The organism is Arthrobacter sp. G119Y2 (assembly GCF_038069765.1).
Lineage (GTDB): Bacteria > Actinomycetota > Actinomycetes > Actinomycetales > Micrococcaceae > Arthrobacter_B.
The window spans coordinates 352,327-374,434 of the sequence record NZ_JBBPFS010000002.1 but is presented as its reverse complement, the minus strand read 5'-3'; the positions used below and the strand labels follow the sequence as shown (position 1 = coordinate 374,434).

At 66.8% G+C, this 22,108-nt stretch carries 17 protein-coding genes; 7 read left to right on the top strand and 10 right to left on the bottom strand.

What is annotated here, in order from left to right:
- Positions 1-25 precede the first annotated feature (25 nt).
- Genes WKB88_RS05450 through WKB88_RS05440 form a run of 3 tightly spaced genes read left to right on the top strand, consistent with a single transcriptional unit; the run spans position 26 to position 2,024 of the window.
- Positions 26-412, top strand: a complete 387-nt coding sequence (locus WKB88_RS05450) for a GntR family transcriptional regulator (RefSeq protein ID WP_341393517.1) — start codon at positions 26-28, stop codon at positions 410-412.
- Positions 409-1,338 (top strand): ABC transporter ATP-binding protein, encoded by a 930-nt coding sequence (locus WKB88_RS05445; protein ID WP_341393516.1) that lies wholly within the window; start codon positions 409-411, stop codon positions 1,336-1,338. The genes WKB88_RS05450 and WKB88_RS05445 overlap by 4 nt, the downstream gene beginning before the upstream one ends.
- Positions 1,335-2,024: a hypothetical protein gene (locus tag WKB88_RS05440; protein ID WP_341393515.1), complete on the top strand. Its 690-nt coding sequence runs from the start codon at positions 1,335-1,337 to the stop codon at positions 2,022-2,024. Before WKB88_RS05445 ends, WKB88_RS05440 begins: the two co-directional genes overlap by 4 nt.
- Positions 2,025-2,405: 381 nt before the next feature.
- Here WKB88_RS05440 and WKB88_RS05435 read toward each other — a convergent pair whose 3' ends face one another.
- The 4 genes from WKB88_RS05435 to WKB88_RS05420 form a co-directional block, all read right to left on the bottom strand.
- Positions 2,406-4,364, bottom strand: coding sequence for an HNH endonuclease signature motif containing protein (locus WKB88_RS05435; protein ID WP_341393514.1), 1,959 nt, complete (start codon positions 4,362-4,364; stop codon positions 2,406-2,408).
- A gap of 483 nt (positions 4,365-4,847) precedes the next feature.
- The gene (locus WKB88_RS05430; protein ID WP_341393513.1) at positions 4,848-8,366 is read right to left on the bottom strand and encodes an ATP-dependent helicase; all 3,519 of its coding nucleotides are present in this window, start codon (positions 8,364-8,366) and stop codon (positions 4,848-4,850) included.
- Positions 8,363-11,653, bottom strand: a complete 3,291-nt coding sequence (locus WKB88_RS05425; RefSeq protein WP_341393512.1) for an ATP-dependent helicase — start codon at positions 11,651-11,653, stop codon at positions 8,363-8,365. Before WKB88_RS05425 ends, WKB88_RS05430 begins: the two co-directional genes overlap by 4 nt.
- Complete coding sequence (locus tag WKB88_RS05420) at positions 11,650-12,054, bottom strand: MGMT family protein (RefSeq protein ID WP_341393511.1); 405 nt, start codon at positions 12,052-12,054, stop codon at positions 11,650-11,652. The genes WKB88_RS05425 and WKB88_RS05420 overlap by 4 nt, the downstream gene beginning before the upstream one ends.
- Positions 12,055-12,123: 69 nt before the next feature.
- Here WKB88_RS05420 and WKB88_RS05415 point away from each other — a divergent pair, with 69 nt between their 5' ends.
- The 4 genes from WKB88_RS05415 (at position 12,124) to WKB88_RS05400 (ending at position 15,839) form a co-directional block, all read left to right on the top strand.
- The gene (locus WKB88_RS05415) at positions 12,124-12,807 is read left to right on the top strand and encodes a 3'-5' exonuclease (RefSeq protein ID WP_341393510.1); all 684 of its coding nucleotides are present in this window, start codon (positions 12,124-12,126) and stop codon (positions 12,805-12,807) included.
- 286 nt (positions 12,808-13,093) lie between these two features.
- Positions 13,094-14,074, top strand: coding sequence for a methionine ABC transporter ATP-binding protein (locus tag WKB88_RS05410; RefSeq protein WP_341393509.1), 981 nt, complete (start codon positions 13,094-13,096; stop codon positions 14,072-14,074).
- Positions 14,071-14,871 carry a methionine ABC transporter permease gene (locus WKB88_RS05405; protein ID WP_445818873.1) on the top strand — a complete coding sequence of 267 codons (801 nt, stop codon included), beginning with the start codon at positions 14,071-14,073 and terminating at the stop codon, positions 14,869-14,871. The genes WKB88_RS05410 and WKB88_RS05405 overlap by 4 nt, the downstream gene beginning before the upstream one ends.
- Before the next feature lie 128 nt (positions 14,872-14,999).
- Entirely contained in the window at positions 15,000-15,839 is an 840-nt protein-coding gene (locus WKB88_RS05400; protein ID WP_341393508.1) for a MetQ/NlpA family ABC transporter substrate-binding protein, read from the top strand.
- 76 nt (positions 15,840-15,915) lie between these two features.
- Here the strand turns inward: WKB88_RS05400 and hemL are convergent, their stop codons facing one another.
- The 6 genes from hemL to hemQ are packed head-to-tail and all read right to left on the bottom strand — an operon-like array spanning position 15,916 to position 22,040.
- Entirely contained in the window at positions 15,916-17,244 is a 1,329-nt protein-coding gene (hemL, locus tag WKB88_RS05395; RefSeq protein WP_341393507.1) for a glutamate-1-semialdehyde 2,1-aminomutase, read from the bottom strand.
- Positions 17,244-18,227 (bottom strand): porphobilinogen synthase, encoded by a 984-nt coding sequence (gene hemB, locus WKB88_RS05390; protein WP_341393506.1) that lies wholly within the window; start codon positions 18,225-18,227, stop codon positions 17,244-17,246. Before hemB ends, hemL begins: the two co-directional genes overlap by 1 nt.
- Positions 18,228-18,259: 32 nt before the next feature.
- A complete protein-coding gene (locus tag WKB88_RS05385) occupies positions 18,260-19,138 on the bottom strand; it encodes a uroporphyrinogen-III synthase (protein WP_341393505.1) in 879 nt (292 codons plus the stop codon).
- Between the two features lie 24 nt (positions 19,139-19,162).
- Positions 19,163-20,119, bottom strand: coding sequence for a hydroxymethylbilane synthase (hemC, locus tag WKB88_RS05380; protein ID WP_341393504.1), 957 nt, complete (start codon positions 20,117-20,119; stop codon positions 19,163-19,165).
- Complete coding sequence (locus tag WKB88_RS05375) at positions 20,119-21,324, bottom strand: ferrochelatase (RefSeq protein ID WP_445818872.1); 1,206 nt, start codon at positions 21,322-21,324, stop codon at positions 20,119-20,121. The genes hemC and WKB88_RS05375 overlap by 1 nt, the downstream gene beginning before the upstream one ends.
- Complete coding sequence (hemQ, locus tag WKB88_RS05370; protein WP_341393503.1) at positions 21,321-22,040, bottom strand: hydrogen peroxide-dependent heme synthase; 720 nt, start codon at positions 22,038-22,040, stop codon at positions 21,321-21,323. Before hemQ ends, WKB88_RS05375 begins: the two co-directional genes overlap by 4 nt.
- Positions 22,041-22,108: the final 68 nt, after the last annotated feature.

Genomic DNA, 22,108 nt, shown 5'->3' with positions numbered 1-22,108 from the left:
CAACCGTGAACCTCAGGCCCACGTCGTGAGCACCTTCGACGACACACGCCCCATCTTCCTGCAGATTGCTGAACGCATCGAAGGGGACGTCCTCGACGGTGTCCTGCAGGAAGAGAGCCAGGTGCCCTCGACCAATGAAATCGCATCTTTTTACCGCATCAATCCCGCGACCGCAGCCAAAGGCGTCAATCTGCTCGTTGACGAGGGTTTGCTCTACAAACGCCGCGGGATCGGCATGTTTGTGGCTCCCGGAGCACGCGGGATCGTCCTGGCCAAGCGCCGGGAACAGTTCTACCGCCAGTATGTCCGGCCCGTCGCCGATGAAGCGCGGAAACTGGGAATCGGTGCGGAAGAGCTGACCGAGCTCATTCGTCGCAGTGCCGCCGAACATGAAGGGACCCCGGCACCATGAACGTCATAGAAACCCGCGGCCTGACGCGCCGCTACCGCGACCAGCTGGCCCTGGACGACGTGACCCTGAACATTGGGGCCGACCGGATCTACGGACTGCTGGGCCGCAACGGCGCTGGCAAGACCACGCTGATGTCCATCCTCACCGCCCAGGAGTTCGCCAGCTCCGGCGACGTGCGGGTCTTCGGGGAGCACCCGTTCGAGAATGAGCGGGTGCTCTCCAAGCTCTGCTTCGTCCGGGAATCACAAAAGTACCCGGATGACTTCACCATCAGTAACGCCCTCGATGCAGCAGCCTTTTTCTTTCCCAACTGGAACAAGCAGCTGGCACAGACACTGCTGGAGGATTTCCAGCTGCCGCAGCCGAAGAAGCACCGGATCAAGAAGCTCTCCCGCGGCCAGCTCTCGGCCGTCGGAGTCATCATCGGTTTGGCTTCCCGGGCGGAGCTGACCTTCTTCGACGAGCCCTATCTGGGCTTGGACGCCGTCGCGCGGCAGCTGTTCTACGACCGGCTGCTCACCGATTTCGCCGATCAGCCCCGGACGATCATTCTGTCCTCGCACCTGATCGATGAAGTGGCAAACCTGCTTGAACACGTGATCGTCATCGACCACGGACGCATTGTCATGGATGACGAAGTGGACACCGTCACAGGCTCCGCCTTCGCTGTCGCAGGCTCTTCCGCTGCCGTGGAGAATTTTGTGGGCGGCCGGCCGGTCCTGCACCGGGAAGGTCTTGGCGCGCTGAGCTCGGTCACCGTGGACACCCCGCTGTCCGGCGATGACCGCGATCTCGCCCGGACTCTGGGCCTGGAGGTGGCGCCGGTGTCACTGCAGCAGCTGATCATCAGGAGAACCCTCAAGGCCAACGAATCCTACGGTTCCGCGCCGGCAATCAACGACACCGATCTGGAGGTACTGCAATGAACCGGCCGCTCGCAGTAGCGCGCATGCAGCTGCTCAACAAATGGATATATCTCGGAATTCCGGCAATCATCCTTGTCTCGTCCACCCTGATTGCCCTGGCTATCATCGCCGTCATTCCCGACAGCGGAGCACCCAACCTAGTGTTTTCCGGCCAGGCCGTCATGTGGTATTTCCTCGGCATCGGCGTTCAGGCCCTGACGCTAACCTTCCCTTTCTCACAGGCAATGAGCGTCAGCCGCCGCTCCTTCTACCTCGGCACACTCGGCCTCTTCGCGGTGATGTCATTGAGCCTGGGCGTGCTCTACTGGCTGCTCGGCCTGGTGGAAGAAGCAACAAGCGGCTGGGGCCTGAACGCCCACATATTTGCCCTGCCCTGGATCGCCGAGGCTGCGTGGTACACGCAAATCCTGCTGTACTTTGCGCTCTCGACCCTGCTGTTCATGTTCGGATTCTGGTTCGCGACCGTTTACAAGCGGTGGCGCACCGGCGGCCTGGTTGCCGCATGTGTCGGACTAGCCCTGATTCTGCTGGCGGCCGTCGCATCCGCGACCTGGACGGAGTCCTGGGCAGCGGTGGGAGCCTGGTTTGCACAGCTGACACCGCTTGCCCTCACCGGCTGGCTGCTGCTGGGCGGGGTGGTGCTGGCCGCCGGATCCTACGGAACACTCCGCCGGGCGGTGCCCTAGCGGTTGGCCGCGGACGGTAGGAACGGACTGCGCGCCTGAATTGCATAAGACCTGAATTGCATAAGAAAGGCCTCCGGATGAGGCGGTGTTTGTTGAGAACATCTGCCGAACCGGAGGTCTTTCATGTCCCCCCGTCGGGCAGAACCATCCACACATCCACACATCCACACATCCACACATCCACACATCCACACATCCACACATCCACACATCCACACATCCACACATCCACACATCCACACATCCACACATCCACACATGATGCTCGCGCGTTGTAGGGTCGGTTCTCACCTTGGCTGCACGCCCATCATCATCGCCCCAGGCATACCCGCTGAAGAATCACCCACCGACCAGCCACGTACCAACCACGCAGGGACTGCCCTAGAACGGCGGCGGGTCATCCCCGTAATCATCCCCGCTGCTGCCTGCCCGCGTGTCCGTGGCCGTGACCGTCCGGGAATCTACGTGGGGCACGGTCCGGGAATCTGCACGGACAGCCGCGACGGACCGGTCCCCAGCACCGTCCGGGCCGGTTCCCTGCATGACCGGAGCAAGAGCCAAGTGCGGTTCGGTGCGATAAGTCCGTCCTCCCGGCGATGTCCACTCAATGACCCCGGCGGCCGGCTGGCAGGCCTTCCAAAACCCCTTGGTTTTGAACATGTGGTGCCTCCGGCACAAATGCTCGAGGTTGTCATGATCCGTGGCCCCGCCCTGCACCCAGGGCTTGGTGTGATCGATCTCGGAAATCACCGCATTCGTCCGGCATCCCGGGAACCGGCAGGTCCCGTCCCGGGCCCGCAGCCACCGTTGAAGTCCGGCCCGGACTTTCCTTCGGCGTCCCACCCGCAGGATCTCCTCAGTATCCGGATCCCGCTCCACCGGCGTCCATTTCGCTGCCTCCCGGGCCATCCGGCGGGCGGCTTCCGGACTGATCGGCCCGTAACCATGCAACTCCGCAGGCTGATCGTCCGCGCCGAAGAGGGTTTCAGCGCTGATCAGCACCAGAATCTCCGCCCTAGCCCCAGCCCTGGCCCCAGCCTTGGCCTTGGCCCGGGCATCGGCGCTGGCATCACTGCCACAGCCGGTGCCGGTGCCAGTGCCGGTGCCGGATGCACCCGCGCCGGCGTCCTGCCCGGTGCTGAACGGGTCCCCCGCGGTGCCAGAACGGCCACCGGGGCGAGGACCGGATAAGTCCGTGCCCGCCGATCCCTGCCCATCACAGGGGTGACTGCCGCCGGACATAAGCAGGTCCTGAAGGATGTCCGCCCGCAACTCATCCACCCTGCGGGGATCACCATCAGCCTGCTCACCCCGGGCAGCCCTGCTCAGCTGAGTGAAGATCGCCTGCGCGTTCTCCGCCGGCAGGAACGCCGAGAGCCAGGACATTCCATCCGCCGCAGGCTCCAGACACACCTTGCGCTTGTCCAACGCACTCAGCTGGCGCTGGACAATGCCCTGCGGATACTGGTTTTCCCGCAACCGCCGCGCCCGGACCCGGAACTGAGCCGCAGTCTGACCCGCTGCAGCCGCCAGCAGCTTTGCCTCGAACCCCGGAAGCCCCACAGCTTCGATGTCCTGGCACTGATCCAACACCGTCTGGGCATGACCGTAACTGATCCCGCCCTGCTCCAGATTGCCCAGAGTCACCGCATGAACGCCGCAGAGACTGCCCGCCTCAGACATCAGCCGCTGCCCGGTACTCTGCGGCACGCAAAGGATCGCTGCTGCCTCCGACGCCGCAAGACTGAACGCCATACCCGGATCAGGCTTTCCGGACGGGAAATGCATCTCGTCCCGGTAGATACTCTGCATCCGGTGCAGGACCTTAGCCTGCTGCGCCTGCGCCCACCGCATCAGATGATCCAGGCGGGAGAGCACAGCACCGGCAGTCTGCTCATCCAGCGCATCCGCGCCCAGCAGAACCAGAGAACCGGATAACCCGTAGTGGCAGGAACTCCCGGCCGCATCACCGGAAACAACAGTGTCGCCGGAAGCAGTAGTGGTGGCGCTGGCGCTGGAAGCAGTGTCGCCGGAAGCAGTAGTGGTGGCGCTGGGGCTGGAAGCAGTGTCGCCGGAAGCAGTAGTGGTGGCGCTGGCGCTGGAAGCAGTGTCGCCGGAAGCAGTGTCGCCGGAAGCCGGGGGCGAATCGGAACGACCCGGAGCAGCAGCCAAAGAGGTAGCAGAAGAGGAGGCACCGACAGCAGCCGGTACGGCGTGGAAAACCGAGTAACCGGGCGGTGCAGCGGCCTCCCCGCCGGCGGCGGGGCCGACGCCGAGGGCGGTGTCGGCAGCCTGCTCGCCGAACCGCTCGGAACCGGGAAAAGTCCTGTGCTGATCCATGCCTTCAGGCTTTCACCTGCCTCTGACATTTCCGCCGCCAAAAGAGCCCCAAAAAGCCCAAAACAAGCCCTATTTCGGCACCTCAAATACCCGACTTTTCTGGCCGACTACCTGCTTGAGTTTCGAACGGGCCATACGGGCGGGTCAGTGGGGAAACGGCGGGAAATGACCCGCGGTGCACCTGCCTAATAAGCGGCTCGCAAATTACCGGCCCACCGCGTACCCAACGTCCAGAGCGGTTACGGCTAGCCAGGCCTTCCGATACGCATACCGCAGGGCGGACAAAGGTGCGGCCGCCTCCTCAGGAGACGGCCGCACCTTTGCCTTTCCCGCCGGCTGTCTTTCCCGCCGGCTGTCTTTCCCGCTGCTTCTTTCCCACTGGCTGTCTTTCCCACTGGCGGGTTCCGGCGTGCCAGGCCGGCCGGGCAACCTGCGCTAGGGCCATCCCGCACTAGGGCCATCCTGCGCTAGGGCCATCCTGCGCTAGGACGAAGAGTTCGCCGACCGAATGATGTCCTCAAGCTCTTCTTCGCCCAAGAGGTTGAACGGACGGACCAGCTTGTCTGCCGCCACGTAGTAGAACGCGGCATTGACCTTTTCCAACGGCACCTGTTTCAGCCGGGCCCAGGCCAGCCGGTACACCGCCAGCTGCACCGCCCTTACCGCGAGCTTGTCCTTGGAGGGCGGGGCTCCGGTCTTCCAGTCGATCAGGTCCCAGGTGCCGTCCGCGTCCTGAAAGACGGCATCGATGCGGCCGCGCACCACCACGGCATCCACCCGTGTCTCCACGGGTACTTCAATGAAGGCCGGAGTGCGCTGCGCCCAGGACGAGGACTCGAAGGTGGCGATCATGTCTTCCAGCTGGTACGCCTCGTCCACATACGCGTCCGCAGCACCGGGATGCTCATCGATGTCCAGCATGCCGCTGGTTCCAAAGAATTCCTCAACCCAGGCGTGGAACGCCGTGCCTTTACGGGCGGCCATTCCGGGCTCCCGCGGCACAGGACGCCGCAGCTGCCGGGTGACTTCCTCCGGATCATCCTTCAAGTCAACCAGCAGCGACGCCGAGATGTGCGCCGGCAGTTCAACCTCCACCACCTGGTTGGGCGGATGGTGGCGGGCCAGGACCAGCTCCACCTCTCGAGCCCAGCGCGTGGGTTCAAACACTCCCGGCGAGGATTCGCGGGGCCCATCCTCCTGCAGCCCCTCCGCGCCGGCCAGAATGTCGATTTCGGACTGCCCGACACGGCCCGCCTGGCGGTCAGCGGCTTCCATCACCGCGGCAGCAGCCCTTTCCATGGCTGCTCGCCGGTCCCCCAGAGGATCAACCGGCCACTTCTGCCGCTGCACATCCGCGTTGGCCGGGTTGGAATCGCCTTCGTCACCGGGCTGCACCCACGACAGGAGAGTGAAGCCCGGTGCACCCGCTTCCCCGAGGTCGTAGAGATCCTGCAGATAGCGGGAGACCGCCGTCGGCTTGGACCGTCCACCGCCCCACACACTCGAAGTGCAGATCAAGACGTACTTGGCACGGGTGAACGCCACATAGGCAAGCCGGCGTTCCTCACGCTCGGCGTGACCGCGCGCGTCTTCGCTAAAGAGTTTTTCACTGTCCACCCAGCTTTTCTGGTCTTCCTGTTCCCAGTCCCATTGCGGAAGGTCGGGGGCGTCGCCGCGCAGGGGCCAGGGAATGGAGCCCTCGCCGCTGCTCCAGCGGGAGTCACGGTCGTTGGGGAACTGGCCCTCGTTCAGGCCCGGAACCACCACGACATCCCATTCCAGTCCTTTGGAGGCGTGGACGGTCAACAGCTGCACTGCTTCCCGGCTGGCCTCGAGCTGGGTGACGGGCAGTCCGTTTTCCTCGTCGTTGGCGGCTTCGAGCCAGGCCAGGAAAGCCGTCAGGTCCACACGTTCGCTGGAGGAGCTAAAGGTAGCCGCGGCATCGATGAACGCGTCGAGGTTCCGCCGGGACTCATGGATGGACACGCCCGGTTTCGCCGCCACTTCGATGTCCAGCAGGATGCGACGCTCGACTTCGCCGATCAGCGTTGTGAGGTCCTCCCCCACGTAGCTGCGCAGGTCCCGAAGCTCGTCGCGGAGCAGCTTCAGCCGTCGCAGCCCTTCGGCGGAAAGCGACCGCCCGGAGATGGAGACCCATTCCGGGCGCGGCAGGGAATCCACGGCCTCCACCAGCGACCCGGCTTCGGCCATGTCCGCCTCCACAACGGTTTCGGAGCCGTCCGGCTGCTCATCCGGCCGGTGCACGTTGGCTGCATCGGCCACGGATACCGCGTGCTCGCGGACCCGGACCAGGTGCCGTGACCAGTCCGCCAGCGCCATCAGATCGGCCGGACCTATGCGCCAGCGCGCTCCGGCCAGGATCCGCAGCATGGAGTCCGAGCGGCCCGGATCTCCAAGCACCCGCAGCACTGCCAGCACATCCACCACTTCAGGCGTCGAGAGCAGCCCGCCGAGTCCGACGATCTGCACCGGGATGCCGCGCGCTTCCAGCGCCTCCCGAACAGGTCCGAACTGCTTGCGTCCGCGGCAGAGGACGGCCACGGTGGGCTGCAGCGGCTTGCCGGCGTCGTCCGTTTCAAACCAGCGGTTCCGATGCGCCAGCACCTGGTCGGCGACGGCGTCGGCCTCGCCGAGGATGGCTTCGGCCCCGTCCGCGGCGGGAACCGAAACGTCAGCCAGGTAGCGTCCGAGGTAGACCTCGCCTACAGGCGCTTTGGGCTTGGCCTGCAGCTCAGGCACATGCGGCAGCCGCTGGCGCGCCAGCCAGGGAGCAGTGCTGTTCAGGGGTGCTGAAACAGTGTTGGCGGCGGCCAGAATCGACGTGGAGTTCCGCCAGGCGACGGAGAGGTTGGCAACGGGAGCCAGTGCACGCGTGCCGTCCGGAAGGTACAGCGGGAACTGGTCCCGGAAGGTACCGAGCTGGCCGGCCGACGCGCCGCGGAAACCGTAGATGGACTGGTGCGGGTCGCCAACCGCCGTTACCGCACGGCCGTCTCCGAAAAGCTGGGAGAAGAGCACCATCTGGGCGTGCGAGGTGTCCTGGAATTCGTCCAGCAGCACCACCTTGTACTTGGCCCGCTCCATCTCCACTGCCTCGGGAATGGTGGCGGCGATCGTGGCGGCCATTTCCACCAGGTCGCCGAAGTCCAGCTGCCGGCGCTCGAACTTCGCACGCCGGTACGCTTCGACGAGCTCGGTGACAGAGATCCGGGTGCGCAGCCTGTCCATAAGTTTCTGCACGGCCGCGGTTGCCGCCTTGGGCTTGCCGGCCAGATACGGCAGCCGCGTGACGGCCTCCAGATGCTCGGCCAGGTGCTCACGCACCTCGGCCGGACTGGTAAGGTGTTCGGCGCATTCACCGGCCATCTGCAGGACCCCGTTAACCAGGGTGGATTTCGCGGCCGTGAAGTGCTCGAAGTCTCCGGCATAGGCTTCCACGACCTCGGTGGCGAGCTGCCAGGACTGGGCGCCGCCGAGCATGACGGAATCCCGTTCCACGCCCAGGCGGAGCCCGTAGTCGTTCACGATGCCGTTCGCGTAGGAATGGTACGTGGAGACGGCGGGGTCCAGCCTGGCGTCCTCGGACACGTCGGGGCCGCTGCCCGGCGGAATCAGGCCCGGATCAGCGGTGCCCGCGGCCTGGACCCGGTACAGCAGTTCCAGGCGCTGGCGGATGCGGCTGTCCAGTTCGCCGGCGGCCTTGCGGGTGAAGGTCACGCCCAGGATTTGTTCGGGGCGCACCAGCTTATTGGCCACCAGCCAGACCACCCGGTCCGCCATGGTTTTGGTCTTACCGGATCCGGCACCGGCAATGACCAGCAGCGGTTCCAGCGGCGCCTCGATGATTCCAATCTGGTCCGGTGTGGGGTACTGCACGGGATTCGCCGGGTCGGTATGCAGCATTTCAGCCAGTTCGCGGGCAGAGTAGCGCGGAGCCGGGGGAATCTCGGGGGGAAGCGTTTCGGTCAGGGAGGCACTCATTCGGTGACCTGCTTTCCTTCGGGGCACAGGGGGCAGATTTCGGGAAGCCGGCAGCCGTGGCCGCCGAACCCGCTGCGGGTGGGGTCGTGGACGGTGTCGAACCGGGCATCGGACATCAGCGCGGCCGCTTCACGGACCATGTCCCGCGCCGTGGTGTCCTCGGGATCCAGCGGCGGCTGCTGCTGGACGGCAACGGACTTGCTGGTGGTTCCCAGCTGGACCAGGGCGGCGCCGCCGGGCCGGGACGGCTGTACTGCTGCAGCTCCGTCTTCCGGTGCATCACGGTTCACGGCGCCTTCCCGGACCGCCTCCTGGTAAGCAGCCAGCTGGGGGTGCTTTTCGAGATCGTCCTTCTTGGGCGCCGATTTGCCGGTTTTGAGGTCGACAATGAAGAGCCGCCCCTCGGAATCGATCTCCAGCCGGTCAATCTGCCCGCGCAGCAGCGCCGTGCGTTCGCTGCCGCGGATCTCCACGGGCACCTCGGCGGCAAAGTCCCGCTCCACGTCCACCAGCGACCGCCCTTCCTGGCGCATGGTGATCACGTAGGCGGCAAGTTTGCGCACCATGGTCTCCGCGCGCCGGAAATCCAGCTTGCCTTCCCAGTTGTCCTTCATGCCCAGTGTGGGCCAGCGGCGCTGCAGTTCCTGGACGTACTCGCTGCCCGAGGCCTCGGGCAGGTCCTGGGCAATCTGATGGACCAGGGTGCCCAGCGAGCGGGCGAAGTCAGTGGCCTGTTCACCGCCGGCTGCGGAGACGAACCAGCTCAGGGGCGACTTCAGCACGGCGTCGACCTTGGACGGCGACACCGGAATGGGAGTTCCCTCGCGGATGACCGGATCCGTGGTGGACAGCTCAGCCAGTCCCCACCATTCCGACGGCGCTGCACCGGGGACCCGGACCGGATGATTGAGCATGGTGCCCAGATGGTGCACCGCTTCGTGTGCCAGTTCCGGTTTGTCCTGCTCCTGCTGCGTATAGGCGCGCAGCTCCGCAACGAGGGACCGCAGCGTAAGGGGGCGCAGGACCTCGGTGCGTTCGCGCTTGACGGCCTGCGGCGGGAGCGGATCCACCAGGTCCAGGAACGCCGAGGGCTGTTCGTCGTCGGACGACACCGCGGTGCAGACCAACAGCTCGCGTGCCCGGGAGACAGCCGTGGAGAAGCTGCGCAGTTCATCGTGGCGGATCGCGTGCATCAGGGACTGCGGACTGCGGTGTTTGGCGAATCCGTCTCCGTGCTCAATAGCGGCCACCAGGTCTCCGCTGCCCAGCAGCTCACCGCGCAGGCGCAGGTTGGGCCAGACGCCGTCCTGCACCCCGGCAACAATGACCATGGGCCATTCCCGGCCGGCGGCGCTGGCGGGCGTGAGCAGTTCCACCGCCTCACGGCGCTGCGCACGGGCAGCCAGGGTGTCCATCGGCAGCTCGGAACTGGTCAGGTAGTCCAGGAACTGTGCGGGAGTGGAACCGGGCAGCTGGTCCACATATCGTTCAGCAGTCTGGAAAAGGGCCATGATGGCGTCGAGGTCGCGGTCCGCCCGGGCCCCGGCCGGGCCGCCGGAGAGGGCAGTTTCAGCCCACTTCTTGGACCACCCGGAAACCGACCACAGCGCCCAGAGCACTGTTTCAGCGGTGGCTCCGGGCTGTTCCGCCGCGGTCCGCCCGGCCCGCAGCATGGCGGCGGTGCGCTGGGCAGACCTCGCTTCCCAGGACAGGCCGGCGAGTGCCAGGCCGCTGGGCGAGACCGGATCAAGCAGGGCTTCCACAAGCAGCGCGTCGCTGGTACGGCCTCCCCCTCCGCGTATTTCTTCACGGCGCAGCGACTGGCGGAGCCTGCGCAGTTCGATGGAGCTGGCTCCGCCGATCCGGGAGGTGAGCAGCGATACTGCGGCCTCCGGGGTGAGCAGCTCCGGATCCAGGACGACGGCGAAAGCCTCCAGCAGCGGCCGCACTGCGGCTTCATCCCGCACCGCCTTCTCCGCAACCGGCACTTTCACGTCAATGCCCTGGCCGCTGAGGTAACGCTGGATGCGCGCCAGCTGCCCGCCGGTGCGCACAATAACGGCGATGTCCTCGAGGCTCCGTCCGTCCAGCAGCTGGGCTTCCAGGATGCGCTGGGCGATGTAGCGCAGTTCATGCATGGGGGAATCAACCACGTGCGCTTCGGCCCGGCCCGCTGCGGAGCTTTGGGTTTCGGCGGCTTCTGCGGGTTCCGGCGCTGCGGATTCCTGGGGTGCGGGCGGCAGCACCGCAGCCCGGTAACGGGGAAGCTGCCCGACCACCGAAATCCGTGAAGCAGTCCGAAGCCAGGCTTCGGCAACGGATCCGGTGAGCCGGTGGGGTCCGGACAGAACGAAGGTCTGGAGCCCCTCCCCCAGGGTGTCGGTGAGTTTGCCCAGCAGGTCCGGACGGGCGCCGCGGAAGCCCTGCACCACTGTGTCCGGACACGCCGTCACCACTGTGTCGCGTCCCCCTGCGAGAAGTCCGAGCAGGGCATGGATGGCTGGGTTGGCCTCCTGCAGGTCATCCACGAGGATCAGCTGGAACCGGGCCTGTTCCGCCGCCAGGAACTCCGGATCCGACTCCAGAATCTGCAGGGCGGTGGTGATGATGCCGGCGGGGTCGAAGGCCTCGGGCATCCGGATGTCCAGGACGTCGCGGTACTCCGCATACAGTGCGCCCGCGGCAATCCAGTCTTCACGGTTGTGCCGGCGCCCCAGATCGGCGACCTCCTCCGCGGAAATGCCGTACTCGATGATGCGGTCGAAAAGCTGCCGGATTTCCTGCCGGAAACCGCGGGTGGGCAGGGCAAGGTCCAGAGATTCGGGCCAGGGCAGGGCGGGGACGCCCTGCTGGCCGTGGCCTTCGAGCAGTTCCTTGATGATGACGTCCTGCTCGGCCCCCGAGAGCAGCTTGGGTGCCCGGGTGATGTACGGCAGCCGCCCCTCGGCCTTGGCCCGCCGGATCAGGTCAAAGGCGTAGGAAGCCCAGGTGCGTGCCGGCGACGTGCTCAGCGTGCCCTGCAGCCTGGCAGAGAGGGAATCCCGCAGCGCAGCCGCTGCCAGGCGGGTGGGCGCCAGCAGCAGCAGCCCGGCCGGGTCCAGTCCCGCGGCGATCCTGGCAACGGCGGCCTCCACCAGCACGGTCGACTTTCCGGTGCCGGGGGCACCCAGCACCAGGACGGGACCGCTGCCGGCGGGCAGGTCCGCAACAGCCTGCTGGTCCGGGCTCAGCTGCGGGGCTTCGGCGGTTCCGGCCGACGGTCCAACCAGTTGCAGTTTTACGCTCATGCCTCTACTTCATCACGTCCCGCCGACATTCCTGTTTCAGGCGCCGCCAGCCCGGCCCGGACCCCCTCGATCACCGTCCAGTCGCCCTCGGAGGGGAACCAGCGGGCCGGGCCGATCCGCACCCGGTATCCCCCGCCGTCGTCGTCAGGTGTTCCGGACAGCGGCGTCCCCTCGGTGCGGTAGTGCTCCAGGGCGCGCCGCTCGTGGCAGCGGGGAGGCTCTCCCCCGGCCCGGATGACGCGCCACCAGGGCAGGCCCGTGCCGCTGCGGGACAGGACTGCACCCACCTGCCGGGGACCGCCCTCGTGCAGAATCTCAGCGATGTCCCCGTAGGAGAGGACCCTGCCGGCCGGAATCAGCGCAACCACTGAACGGACGGCGTCGACATACTCATCGCGCATGACTCCAGCCTAGCGCGGCCCCGTCCCCGGGAATCTTCGAATGTCAGTGCCCGCCGGTACGTTTATTCCATGAACAGCTGGCATGAACTCCCCCACGCGGCCTTTGACCTTGAGACCACCGGCCGCGACCCGCATACTGCGCGCATCGTCACCGCATCCATCATTCTCGTCGACGGGCAGGGGCAGGTCCTGCAGCACCACGAGTGGCTCGCCGCGGTCGAAGAGGAGATTCCCGCAGAAGCCGCCGCCATCCATGGCGTCAGCACCGAACGCGCCCGGGCCGAGGGACGTCCGGCCCCGGAAGTGACTGCTGAAATCGCCGGAGTCCTCGGCGGATTTTTCGCAGCCGGCATCCCTGTCCTGGCCTTCAACGCCTGCTACGACTTCACCGTGCTGAACCGTGAGTGCGAACGCTTCGGGCTGACCGCACCGGCACCGGCACCCGTGATCGATCCCTACATCCTGGACAAGCAGGTGGACCGGTACCGCCGCGGCAAGCGCACGCTCACGGCGCTGACCGAGCACTACGGCGTCGGCTTCGAGAACGCGCACACCTCGGCCGCCGATGTCATGGCGACCCTGGGCGTGGCCCGCGCCATGGCCGGACGATATCCGGTGCTGCACGGCGACGCCGCGGAACTGCACCGGGCCCAGATCGGATGGGCCGGGGCCCAGGCCGCCAGCTTCCAGGACTACCTGCGGCGCAAGGATCCGGCGGCGGTCGTGGACGGAGCCTGGCCCGCCCGCTCCTGACACACGCGCGCACGGGGCGTCACGGGACGCAACATCACTTCGCGGAGCACCCCCGAGTCCTGTCCGGCTGCCCGCACATGAGATACTTGCACCTGTGTTAGGCGCTGATGGCGCCCCAGGCGTGCCCTAAGGAGACCCGCGGTTCAGGACTCTCCGGCGGATCGGCGTCTCGTGCCACGCGATTGGCAGACACCCCGCACAGGCCCAGGCACCCGGACGTGCCCGGCACGTTCCTGTGCCGTCATCCGGCCGCTGACCAGCCCCGATACGTAGACCACGAGGATCAATGATCACAGTTACCGACCTGCGCAAGGTATACCGCCAGGGCGACCGCATCGTCACCGCGCTCGACGGCGTCAGCCTGAGCGTGCCGAAGGGTTCCATCCACGGGATCATCGGCCACTCCGGTGCCGGCAAGTCAACGCTCGTGCGTTGCCTCACCCTCCTGGACCGGCCGACGTCGGGCTCGGTAACCATCGACGGCCGGGAGCTGACCGCGGTGAAGGACTCCGAGATCCGTGCGGCCCGCCGCCGGATCGGGATGGTGTTCCAGCATGCGAACCTGATGGATTCGCGCACCGCCGCCGCCAACATTGCGCACCCGCTGGAACTTGTCGGTACGAAAAAGTCGGTCATCGATGCCCGGGTGAAGGAGCTGCTGGCCCTCGTGGGCCTGGAGGGAAGCGCCGGCGCCTACCCCGCCCAGCTTTCCGGCGGACAGAAGCAGCGCGTGGGCATTGCCCGGGCGCTGGCCTCCGATCCCGATGTGCTGCTGTGCGACGAGCCGACCTCGGCGTTGGACCCCACCACCACCGACGACATCCTGGACCTCATTTCGGACCTCACCCGCCGCCTGAACCTGACCGTGCTGATCATTACGCACGAGATGAACGTCGTGAAGCGGATCTGCGACTCCGTGTCCCTGCTCGACGCCGGCCGCGTGGTGGAACACGGACCGCTGCGCGAGGTTGCCTCCGACCTGAGCGGCCGGCTGGCCAAGCAGCTTATCCCGCTGCCCGCCACCCCTCCGTCGCCCGGCGGTCCGGTCCTGGAACTCCTGTTTACCGGCGAGACCACGTCGGATCCGGTGCTTTCCGCGCTGACCCGCCGGTTCGACACCGACGTCAACGTCCTTGCCGGCAGCGTAGAACTGCTGGCCGGCACCCGCTTCGGACGGCTGCGCATCCAGTTGGATACGCATACCGATATGGCCGCCGTCCATGAATACCTCGCCCTGCAGGGCGTCACCGTGGAGGTGGCAGCATGAACTTCCTGACCGGACTCTTCGACAATCCCGGCATCACCAAGGCCCTTCCGGAGGCCGTGCTCGAGACCCTCCAGATGGTGGGCATTTCCGGCTTCTTCACCCTGCTGATCGGCCTGCCGCTGGGCGTCTTCCTGCACGTCAGCGCGCCCGGGGGCCTGCTCCCCATGAAGATCATCAACCGGATCGTCAGCGACATCATCGTCAACATCACCAGGTCCGTGCCGTTCGCCATCCTGATGGTGACCCTGATTCCGCTGGCACGCCTGATCACCGGCACCTCCATCGGACCGGTGGCCGCCTCCGTCTCACTGAGCATCGCCACCATCCCGTTCTTTGCACGCCTGGTGGAAAATGCGCTCCGCGACGTCTCCGGCGGCAAGATCGACGCAGCACTGGTCATGGGCTCCACCAAGATGCAGGTGGTGACGAAGGTGCTGCTGCGTGAGGCCCTGCCCGGCCTCGTAGCTGCCCTGACCACCACGCTGGTAACCCTCGTGGGCTACTCCGCCATGGCCGGCATCGTCGGCGGCGGCGGGCTCGGCCGCCTGGCCTACAACTACGGTGTCCAGCGCTTCGACACCCAGGTCATGGTGGTCACGATCGTCATCATTGTGGCCCTCGTGCAGATCATCCAGCTTGCCGGCGACTACGCTTCCCGCCGCGTGGACCACCGGTCCGCCGCGGGTACGGGCCGGCGCAGCCGCCCGGCCGCCGCAGCCGCAGCAGCAGCCGACGCCGGCCCCGCCGCCGCTCCCCGGACCGCCGCCGACCGCGAATTCGACGAGACCAAGGTCTAGTCCAAGTCTTCGTGAGGTCCGGGCCGCGCCCCGGACCCTTACGGATCTGCAGCCAGTAGCCGCTAGCTGCACATTCCCCCGGACGGCGGAGTTCCGCTTCCCCGGGTCACGTGAAAGGAACGCACTCGATGCGTAAAGCACTTACCCTCGTTGCCACCGGTGTGGCCACTGCCCTGGCGCTGACGGCTTGCGGCGGATCGGATTCCGCCGCCAGCTCCGTGGACAGCCTTGACCCCGCAAACCCGGTAACCCTCACCGTGGGTGCCAGCCCCACGCCGCACGCCCGGATCCTGGAATTTGTCCGGGACAACCTCACCGCCGACACCGGCCTGGAACTGGAGATCCAGGAGTTCGACGACTACGTCACCCCGAACATCTCCCTGAACGACGGCGACAGCGACGTCAACTTCTACCAGCACCTGCCGTACCTGGAATCCCAGATGGAAAAGCAGGGCTACGACTTCGAACACGGCGCCGGCATCCACGTGGAGCCCTACGCCGCGTTCTCCGACAAGCACGACGACGTTTCCTCCATCGAGGACGGCGCCCGGGTAATGGTCACCAACGACCCATCGAACCAGGCCCGCGCCCTGAAGATGCTTGAGGAGGCTGACCTGGTGAAGGACATCGCCGACGATTCGTCGGTGCTGACCCTGACCGAGGAGCAGAACTTCAAGAACCTGGACTTCCAGGAAAACAATCCGGAACTGCTAGTCAACGACTTGGGCGATCCCACTGTGGACCTGGCCATCATCAACGGCAACTACATCCTTGAAGCCGGACTGAACACCGACGATGCCCTTCTGGTGGAATCCGCGGAGGACAACCCGTACGCCAACTTCCTGGTCTGGAAGACCGGCAACAAGGACGCACGGATCGACAAACTCGAGGAACTGCTCCACTCCCCCGAAACCAAGGCCTTCATTGAAGAGACCTGGCCGAACGGCGACGTAACGGCTGCCTTCTAGAGCCGGCAACGAAAAAACCCCGCACCTCCCGTCAAAGGGAGGTGCGGGGTTTTTTGTTGCCCGGCGGGCTGCGGATTTACGGCTGAGCTGCAGCAGCGGCCTGTGCGGCTGCCGGGAGCGCGGCGTAAATGCGTTCCATTGCGGCGTCGTCGTGGGCGCCGGAAAGGAACCAGGCCTCAAAGACCGACGGCGGCAGGTACACGCCGGCGTCCAGCATGGAGTGGAAGAACGGCTTGTACCGGAAGGCTTCCTGTGCCTGGGCCTGCTCGTAGTTGTGCACACCGGTGGCCGAGGTGCCGAAAGCGACGCTGAAGAGGCTGCCGGCCCGCTGGATGCTGTGGTCCACCCCGGCCTCCGTCAAAGCGGCGGACACGGCGGCGGAGAGCTCAGCGGAGCGGGCGTCGACGTTGGCATAAACCTCGGCAGTGGCTGCCTTCAGGGTGGCGACGCCTGCGGCCATAGCAATCGGGTTACCCGAAAGGGTGCCGGCCTGGTAGACCGGGCCCAGCGGCGCGAGGGAGTCCATGACGTCGGCACGTCCGCCGAGGGCTGCCACGGGCATGCCGCCGCCGATGACCTTGCCGAAGGTGAACAGGTCCGGCGTCCAGCCTTCCCTGGCGCCGGTCAGGCCCCAGTAGCCGGCCGGACCGGTACGGAACCCGGTGAGGACCTCGTCGAGGATCAGCAGGGCGCCGTGGGAGGCGGTGATCCGTGAGAGGGCGGCGTTGAAGCCTTCGCCCGGGGTAACCACACCCATGTTCGCCGGTGCAGCCTCGGTGATGACGGCCGCGATGTTCGCGCCGTGCTCGGCGAAGGCTGCCTCAACGGCGGTGATGTCGTTGTACGGCAGGACCAGCGTTTCGGCTGCGGTTGCTTCGGTGACGCCGGCGGAGCCGGGCAGCGCCAGCGTGGCCAGGCCCGAACCGGCGGAGGCCAGCAGTCCGTCGAGGTGGCCGTGGTAGCAGCCGGCGAATTTGATGATCAGGTTCCGGCCGGTGAACCCGCGGGCCAGCCGGACGGCCGTCATGGTGGCCTCGGTTCCGGTGGACACCATGCGCAGGCGCTTCACGCCCGGCACGCGGTCCATGACCAGCTGCGCCAGCTCGGCTTCCGCCGGGGTGGACGCACCGAAAGACAGCCCGTTATCCACGGCTGCATGCACGGCGGCCAGGACGTCAGGGTGGGAATGTCCCACCAGCGCCGGCCCCCAGGAGCAGACGAGGTCCACGTATTCGCGGCCCTCGGAATCCGTGATGTACGGGCCCTTGGCGGAAACCATGAACCGGGGCGTGCCGCCCACTGAGCCAAAAGCACGGACCGGGGAGTTCACTCCGCCGGGCATCAGGGCCCGGGCCCGATCAAAGAGTTCTTCGGAGGATGACGTGGCGGTGACAGGTGAGGTCATTACTTGCTTTCCTTCAGCCAGGCTGCCAGCTCGGTGGCCCAGTAGGTGAGAATCATGTTGGCGCCGGCACGCTTGATGCCCAGGACGGATTCCTCGATGGCCCGGCGGCGGTCGATCCAGCCGTTGGCGGCGGCAGCTTCAATCATCGCGTACTCGCCGGAGATCTGGTAAGCGCCCACCGGGACCGGGGACATGGCGGCCACATCGGCCAGGACGTCCAGGTAGCTCATGGCGGGCTTGACCATCACCATGTCGGCGCCTTCCTCGAGGTCCAGTTCGACTTCGAGGAGGGCTTCACGGCGGTTGGACGCGTCCATCTGGTAGGTGCGCCGGTCGCCCTTCAGCTGGGAATCCACGGCTTCGCGGAACGGGCCGTAGAAGGCCGAGGCGTACTTCGCCGCGTAGGCAAACAGTGACACATCGGTGTAGCCGGCCGTGTCCAGGGCCTGCCGGATGACGGCAATCTGTCCGTCCATCATGCCGGAGGGGCCGAGGACGTGGGCGCCGGCGCGTGCCTGTTCCACTGCCATCCGGCCGTAGATTTCCAGCGTCGCATCATTGTCCACGCGGCCCTGCGCGTCGAGCACGCCGCAGTGTCCGTGGTCGGTGAATTCGTCCAGGCAGACGTCGCTCATGATCACCAGGTCGTCGCCGACCTCTTCCCGGACCGCTGCGATGCCCCGGTTCAGGATGCCGTTCGGATCCGTGCCGGCGCTGCCGACGGCGTCGCGCTCGGCAGGGATGCCGAAGAGCATGATGCCGCCCACGCCCAGGTCAACGGCTTCGGCGGCGGCCTTCTTCAGGCTGTCCAGAGTGTGCTGGACGACGCCGGGCATGGATGCCAGCGGATTGGGCTCGGTGAGGCCTTCCCGCACGAAGGCCGGAAGAATCAGCTCGGCCGGATCCAGCCGGAACTCTGCGGTCAGCCGCCGCATGGCGGGGGTGGTGCGGAGGCGGCGGGGACGGCGCTGGGGGAAGCTCATGGAAATAATTCTGCCTTCCGGTAATGAGGGAACTAAGTGGTGGGACCCGTAGACATAGCGACGGAGAGTGCCTGCGCTATTCCCGCCGGTGTTGGCTGCTCCGCCACAGCGTGCGGCGGTACGTGCAGCTGCCCCATCTGGGCGGCGGTGCTGTCACCGATGGCAACAAGCAGCGTCCCTTGGGGAAGGGGCGAGCACTGCCGCAGGAAACGCCGGGCGATGCTGGGCGAGGTCAGGACGACGGCGCGCGGGCCCTGCGGCGTGCGGGCCAGGAAATCCTGCGGGGTGAGCAAGCGGGGACCGCCCGCCTGGCCGTCGCCGGGCGCGGGGGTGAACCGGACCCCCGTTGCCGGGTAGTCCACGGTGCAGTAGGCGGTTACCGGGCTGACCTCCCAGCCCAGCCCGGCCAGCGCTGCGGCCAGGGCCGGGTCCGCCAGGTCGGCCTGCGGAAGCAGGAGCCTCAGTGCGCCGCCCTCGGGGTCGGACACGGAGGGGTGGGGCCAGGATTCCGCCAGCCCGCGGGCTGACTGGTCGCGGTCCGGCATCAGGTCCACGTCCAGCCCGATGTCTTCCAGTGCCTGCCGGGTGCCTGCTCCGACGGCCGCAATAAAAGTTCCGGACGGAACGGCAGTGGAGGCCGGCACGCCCAGGGCAGCGCAGCGCCGGACCATGGCGCGCACCGTGGTCACGCTCGTGAAGACCACCCAGGCGAACCTGCCGGCCCGCAGTGACTTCAGTGCACGGTCCAGGTCGGTGGTGTCGGCGGGGAACTGGAAATCGATCAGCGGCATCAGTTCCACCGCCGCCCCGCGCGCTTCCAGCTCGGCAGCCATGGCCGCCGCGCGGTCCGGAGTGCGCGGAAGCACCACGGTGAGCCCGGCAAGTTCCGGCCTGGGTTTGTTCGCTGCCACGTCAGCGGGTCCGGGAACGACGCATCAGCTGACCGCGAGGTCCGTCAGGGACGCTGCACCGGCCGCCAGCAGGTCTTCGGCGAGGCGCACGCCCAGGGCGCGTGCGCCGTCCTCGTCGAGCACAGCGGATGCCGCCGAACGCCGCATGACGCGGGTTCCGTCGTCGCTGCACACTACGGCTTCGAGGTGCAGGCGGGTTTCGGTCAGCGAGGCCAGCGCGCCAATGGGCGCCGTGCAGCCGGCCTCCAGCCGGTTCAGCAGTGCCCGTTCGGCCGTGACGGTCAGCCGGGCGGCGTTGTTGTCATAGGCGGCCAGTGCGCGGCTCAGCGGGCCGTCGGCAGCGTCGGGGCTGCGGCATTCCACAGCCAGCGCTCCCTGGCCGGGCGCCGGCAGCATGACGGCCGGGTCCAGGAACTCCGAAACCATCTCCAGCCGGCCCAGGCGTGCCAGCCCGGCGGCCGCCAGGACGACGGCGTCGAGGTCGCCGGGGGCGCCTTCGACAAGTCCCGCGACCCGGCCCAGCCGGGTGTCCACGTTGCCGCGGATATCAACCACGTCCAGATCGGGCCGGGCGGCGCGCAGCTGCGCGGCCCGGCGCGGGGAGCCGGTGCCCACGCGGGCACCCTCCGGAAGCTGCGCCAGGGTCAGTCCGTCACGGGCGCAGAGCGCGTCGCGGACGTCCACCCGCGCCGGAATGGCGCCGATGGCCAGTCCTTCAGCCGCGCCGGTGGGCAGATCCTTCAGGGAATGCACGGCGACGTCGCAGTTCCCGGCCAGCAGCGAATCGCGCAGCGCGGCAACAAAAACTCCGGTGCCGCCGATCTGGGACAGCGCAGCGCGGTTGATGTCGCCTTCCGTGCGGACACGCACCAGTTCGACGTCGAAGCCGCCGAGTTCGGACAGCGCGTTCGCGACCGTTGTGGTCTGGGTGACGGCCAGGGCACTGCCCCGGGTACCGATCAGCACCGGCGAGTGTGCCACTACTGCACGCCCACGGTGGAATCGGCGCCGGCAATTGTCGGCTTCTCGCCGCGCAGGTTCGCGCAGCAGCCCGGACGGCAGACGTCGTACCAGGGGCCAAGCTTCGTCACGGCAGGGCGCTCGGCAATGTTGTGTTCCACGGTGCGCTCGGAGAGCAGGTCCACCAGGCCGGAAACGAAGGTCTCATGGATGCCCGGGGTGGGGGCGCGGTGCGCGGCCAGGCCCAGCTCGCGGCAGGTCTCCATGGCTTCGGTATCCAGGTCCCAGAGGACTTCCATGTGATCGCTGACGAAGCCCAGCGGAACAATGACGGCGCCCTTGACGCCCTTGGCGGGCAGTTCGGCGATGGCATCGTTGATGTCCGGTTCCAGCCAGGGGGTGTGCGGGGAGCCGGAGCGGGACTGATAGACCAGCTGCCAGTCCACGCCTGCGGCTTCGGGGATGCGGTCGATGATCGCCCGGGCATTCGCCAGGTGCTGCGCCACGTAGGCGCTGCCTTCCTCAAACTCGCGGTCGCGCGGGCCGGAGGCTTCGGCGTCGGCGGTGGGGATGGAGTGGGTGGAGAACAGGATCTCGATCTTCCCGTCTTCCTCGCCGCGCTCGGCCAGCTGCTCGCGGACCCTCGCCAGCGAGTCGCGGACGCCTTCGACGAAGGGCTCCACGAAACCGGGGTGGTCGAAGTACTGGCGGACCTTGTCCACCTGCAGCTTCTTGTCCAGCCCGGTGGCGAGCAGGTTCATGCCCAGGTCCTCGCGGTACTGGCGGCAGCTCGAGTAGGAGGAGTACACGCTGGTGGTGACCATCAGCAGGCGGCGGTAGCCGGTGTCGTAGGCCTCCTGCAGTACATCCTTGATGTACGGAGCCCAGTTGCGGTTGCCCCACAGCACCGGCGTATCGATCCCGCGGCGCTTCAGCTCGGCCTCGAGGGCGGCCTTCAGCGCACGGTTCTGCTCGTTGATGGGGCTGATTCCGCCGTTGGCGCGGTAGTGGGTGGCCACCTCTTCGAGGCGCTCGTCCGGGATGCCCCGGCCGCGGGTGACGTTGCGCAGGAACGGGATAACGTCTTCCTGCCCTTCGGGACCGCCGAAGGAGGCCAAAAGGATGGCGTCGTAGTGCTTGGGGGCCATCCGGCCGTTCTCGTCCACGCCCTCAAACGGGTCAAGGGGCGCTGACTCATTGGACTGGTTACTGGCAGCAGTTGTCATTTCAGTACCTCGGCAACTTCGGCGGCGGCAATGCGCCGGCCGGTATAGAAGGGGATTTCTTCACGGACGTGGTTCCGCGCCTCGGTGGAGCGCAGATGGCGCATCATGTCCACCAGATCGGTCAGGTTGGGAGCTTCCAGGCCCAGGATCCATTCCCAGTCGCCCAGGGCGAAGGAGGCAACGGTGTTGGCCAGGACCTGGGGAAATTCGCGGCCGAGCATGCCGTGGTCGCGCAGCATCTTGCCGCGCTCCTCTGCGGGCAGCAGGTACCACTCGTAGGAGCGCACGAAGGGGTACACGCAGATCCAGGCTTCGGGGGCGATGCCGCGGGCGTAGGAGGGCCAGTGGTTCTTGGAGAACTCCGCGTCGCGGTGCACGCCCATGGCGGACCAGGCGATTTCCGTGCCGGCGAACAGGCCGGAACGGCGGATCTCGCGGATCGCGGCCTGGAGGTCCTCGGCGCGGCCGCCGTGCAGCCACACCATGATGTCGGCGTCGGCGCGCATCGCGGATACGTCGTAGAGTCCGCGCAGGGTTACCTGACGGCCTGCAAGCTCCTGCGTGAGGGCCTCAAAGGCCTTGGTGTTTTCTTCAGCGTCTGCTGCGGCAGCGCCGGATCCGGCCTCGGCAGACCGCTTGAAAACGGTCCAGAGGGTAAAGAACTGTTCTTCGGCGACGGCTGTTTCTTCGGTGCTCTGACCCATGGGCTCACTCATGATTAACAGTCTGCCCTTCCGGGCAGCCTTAGACGAAATACTCCACTTCTACTTCTTGTAGAAAGTGG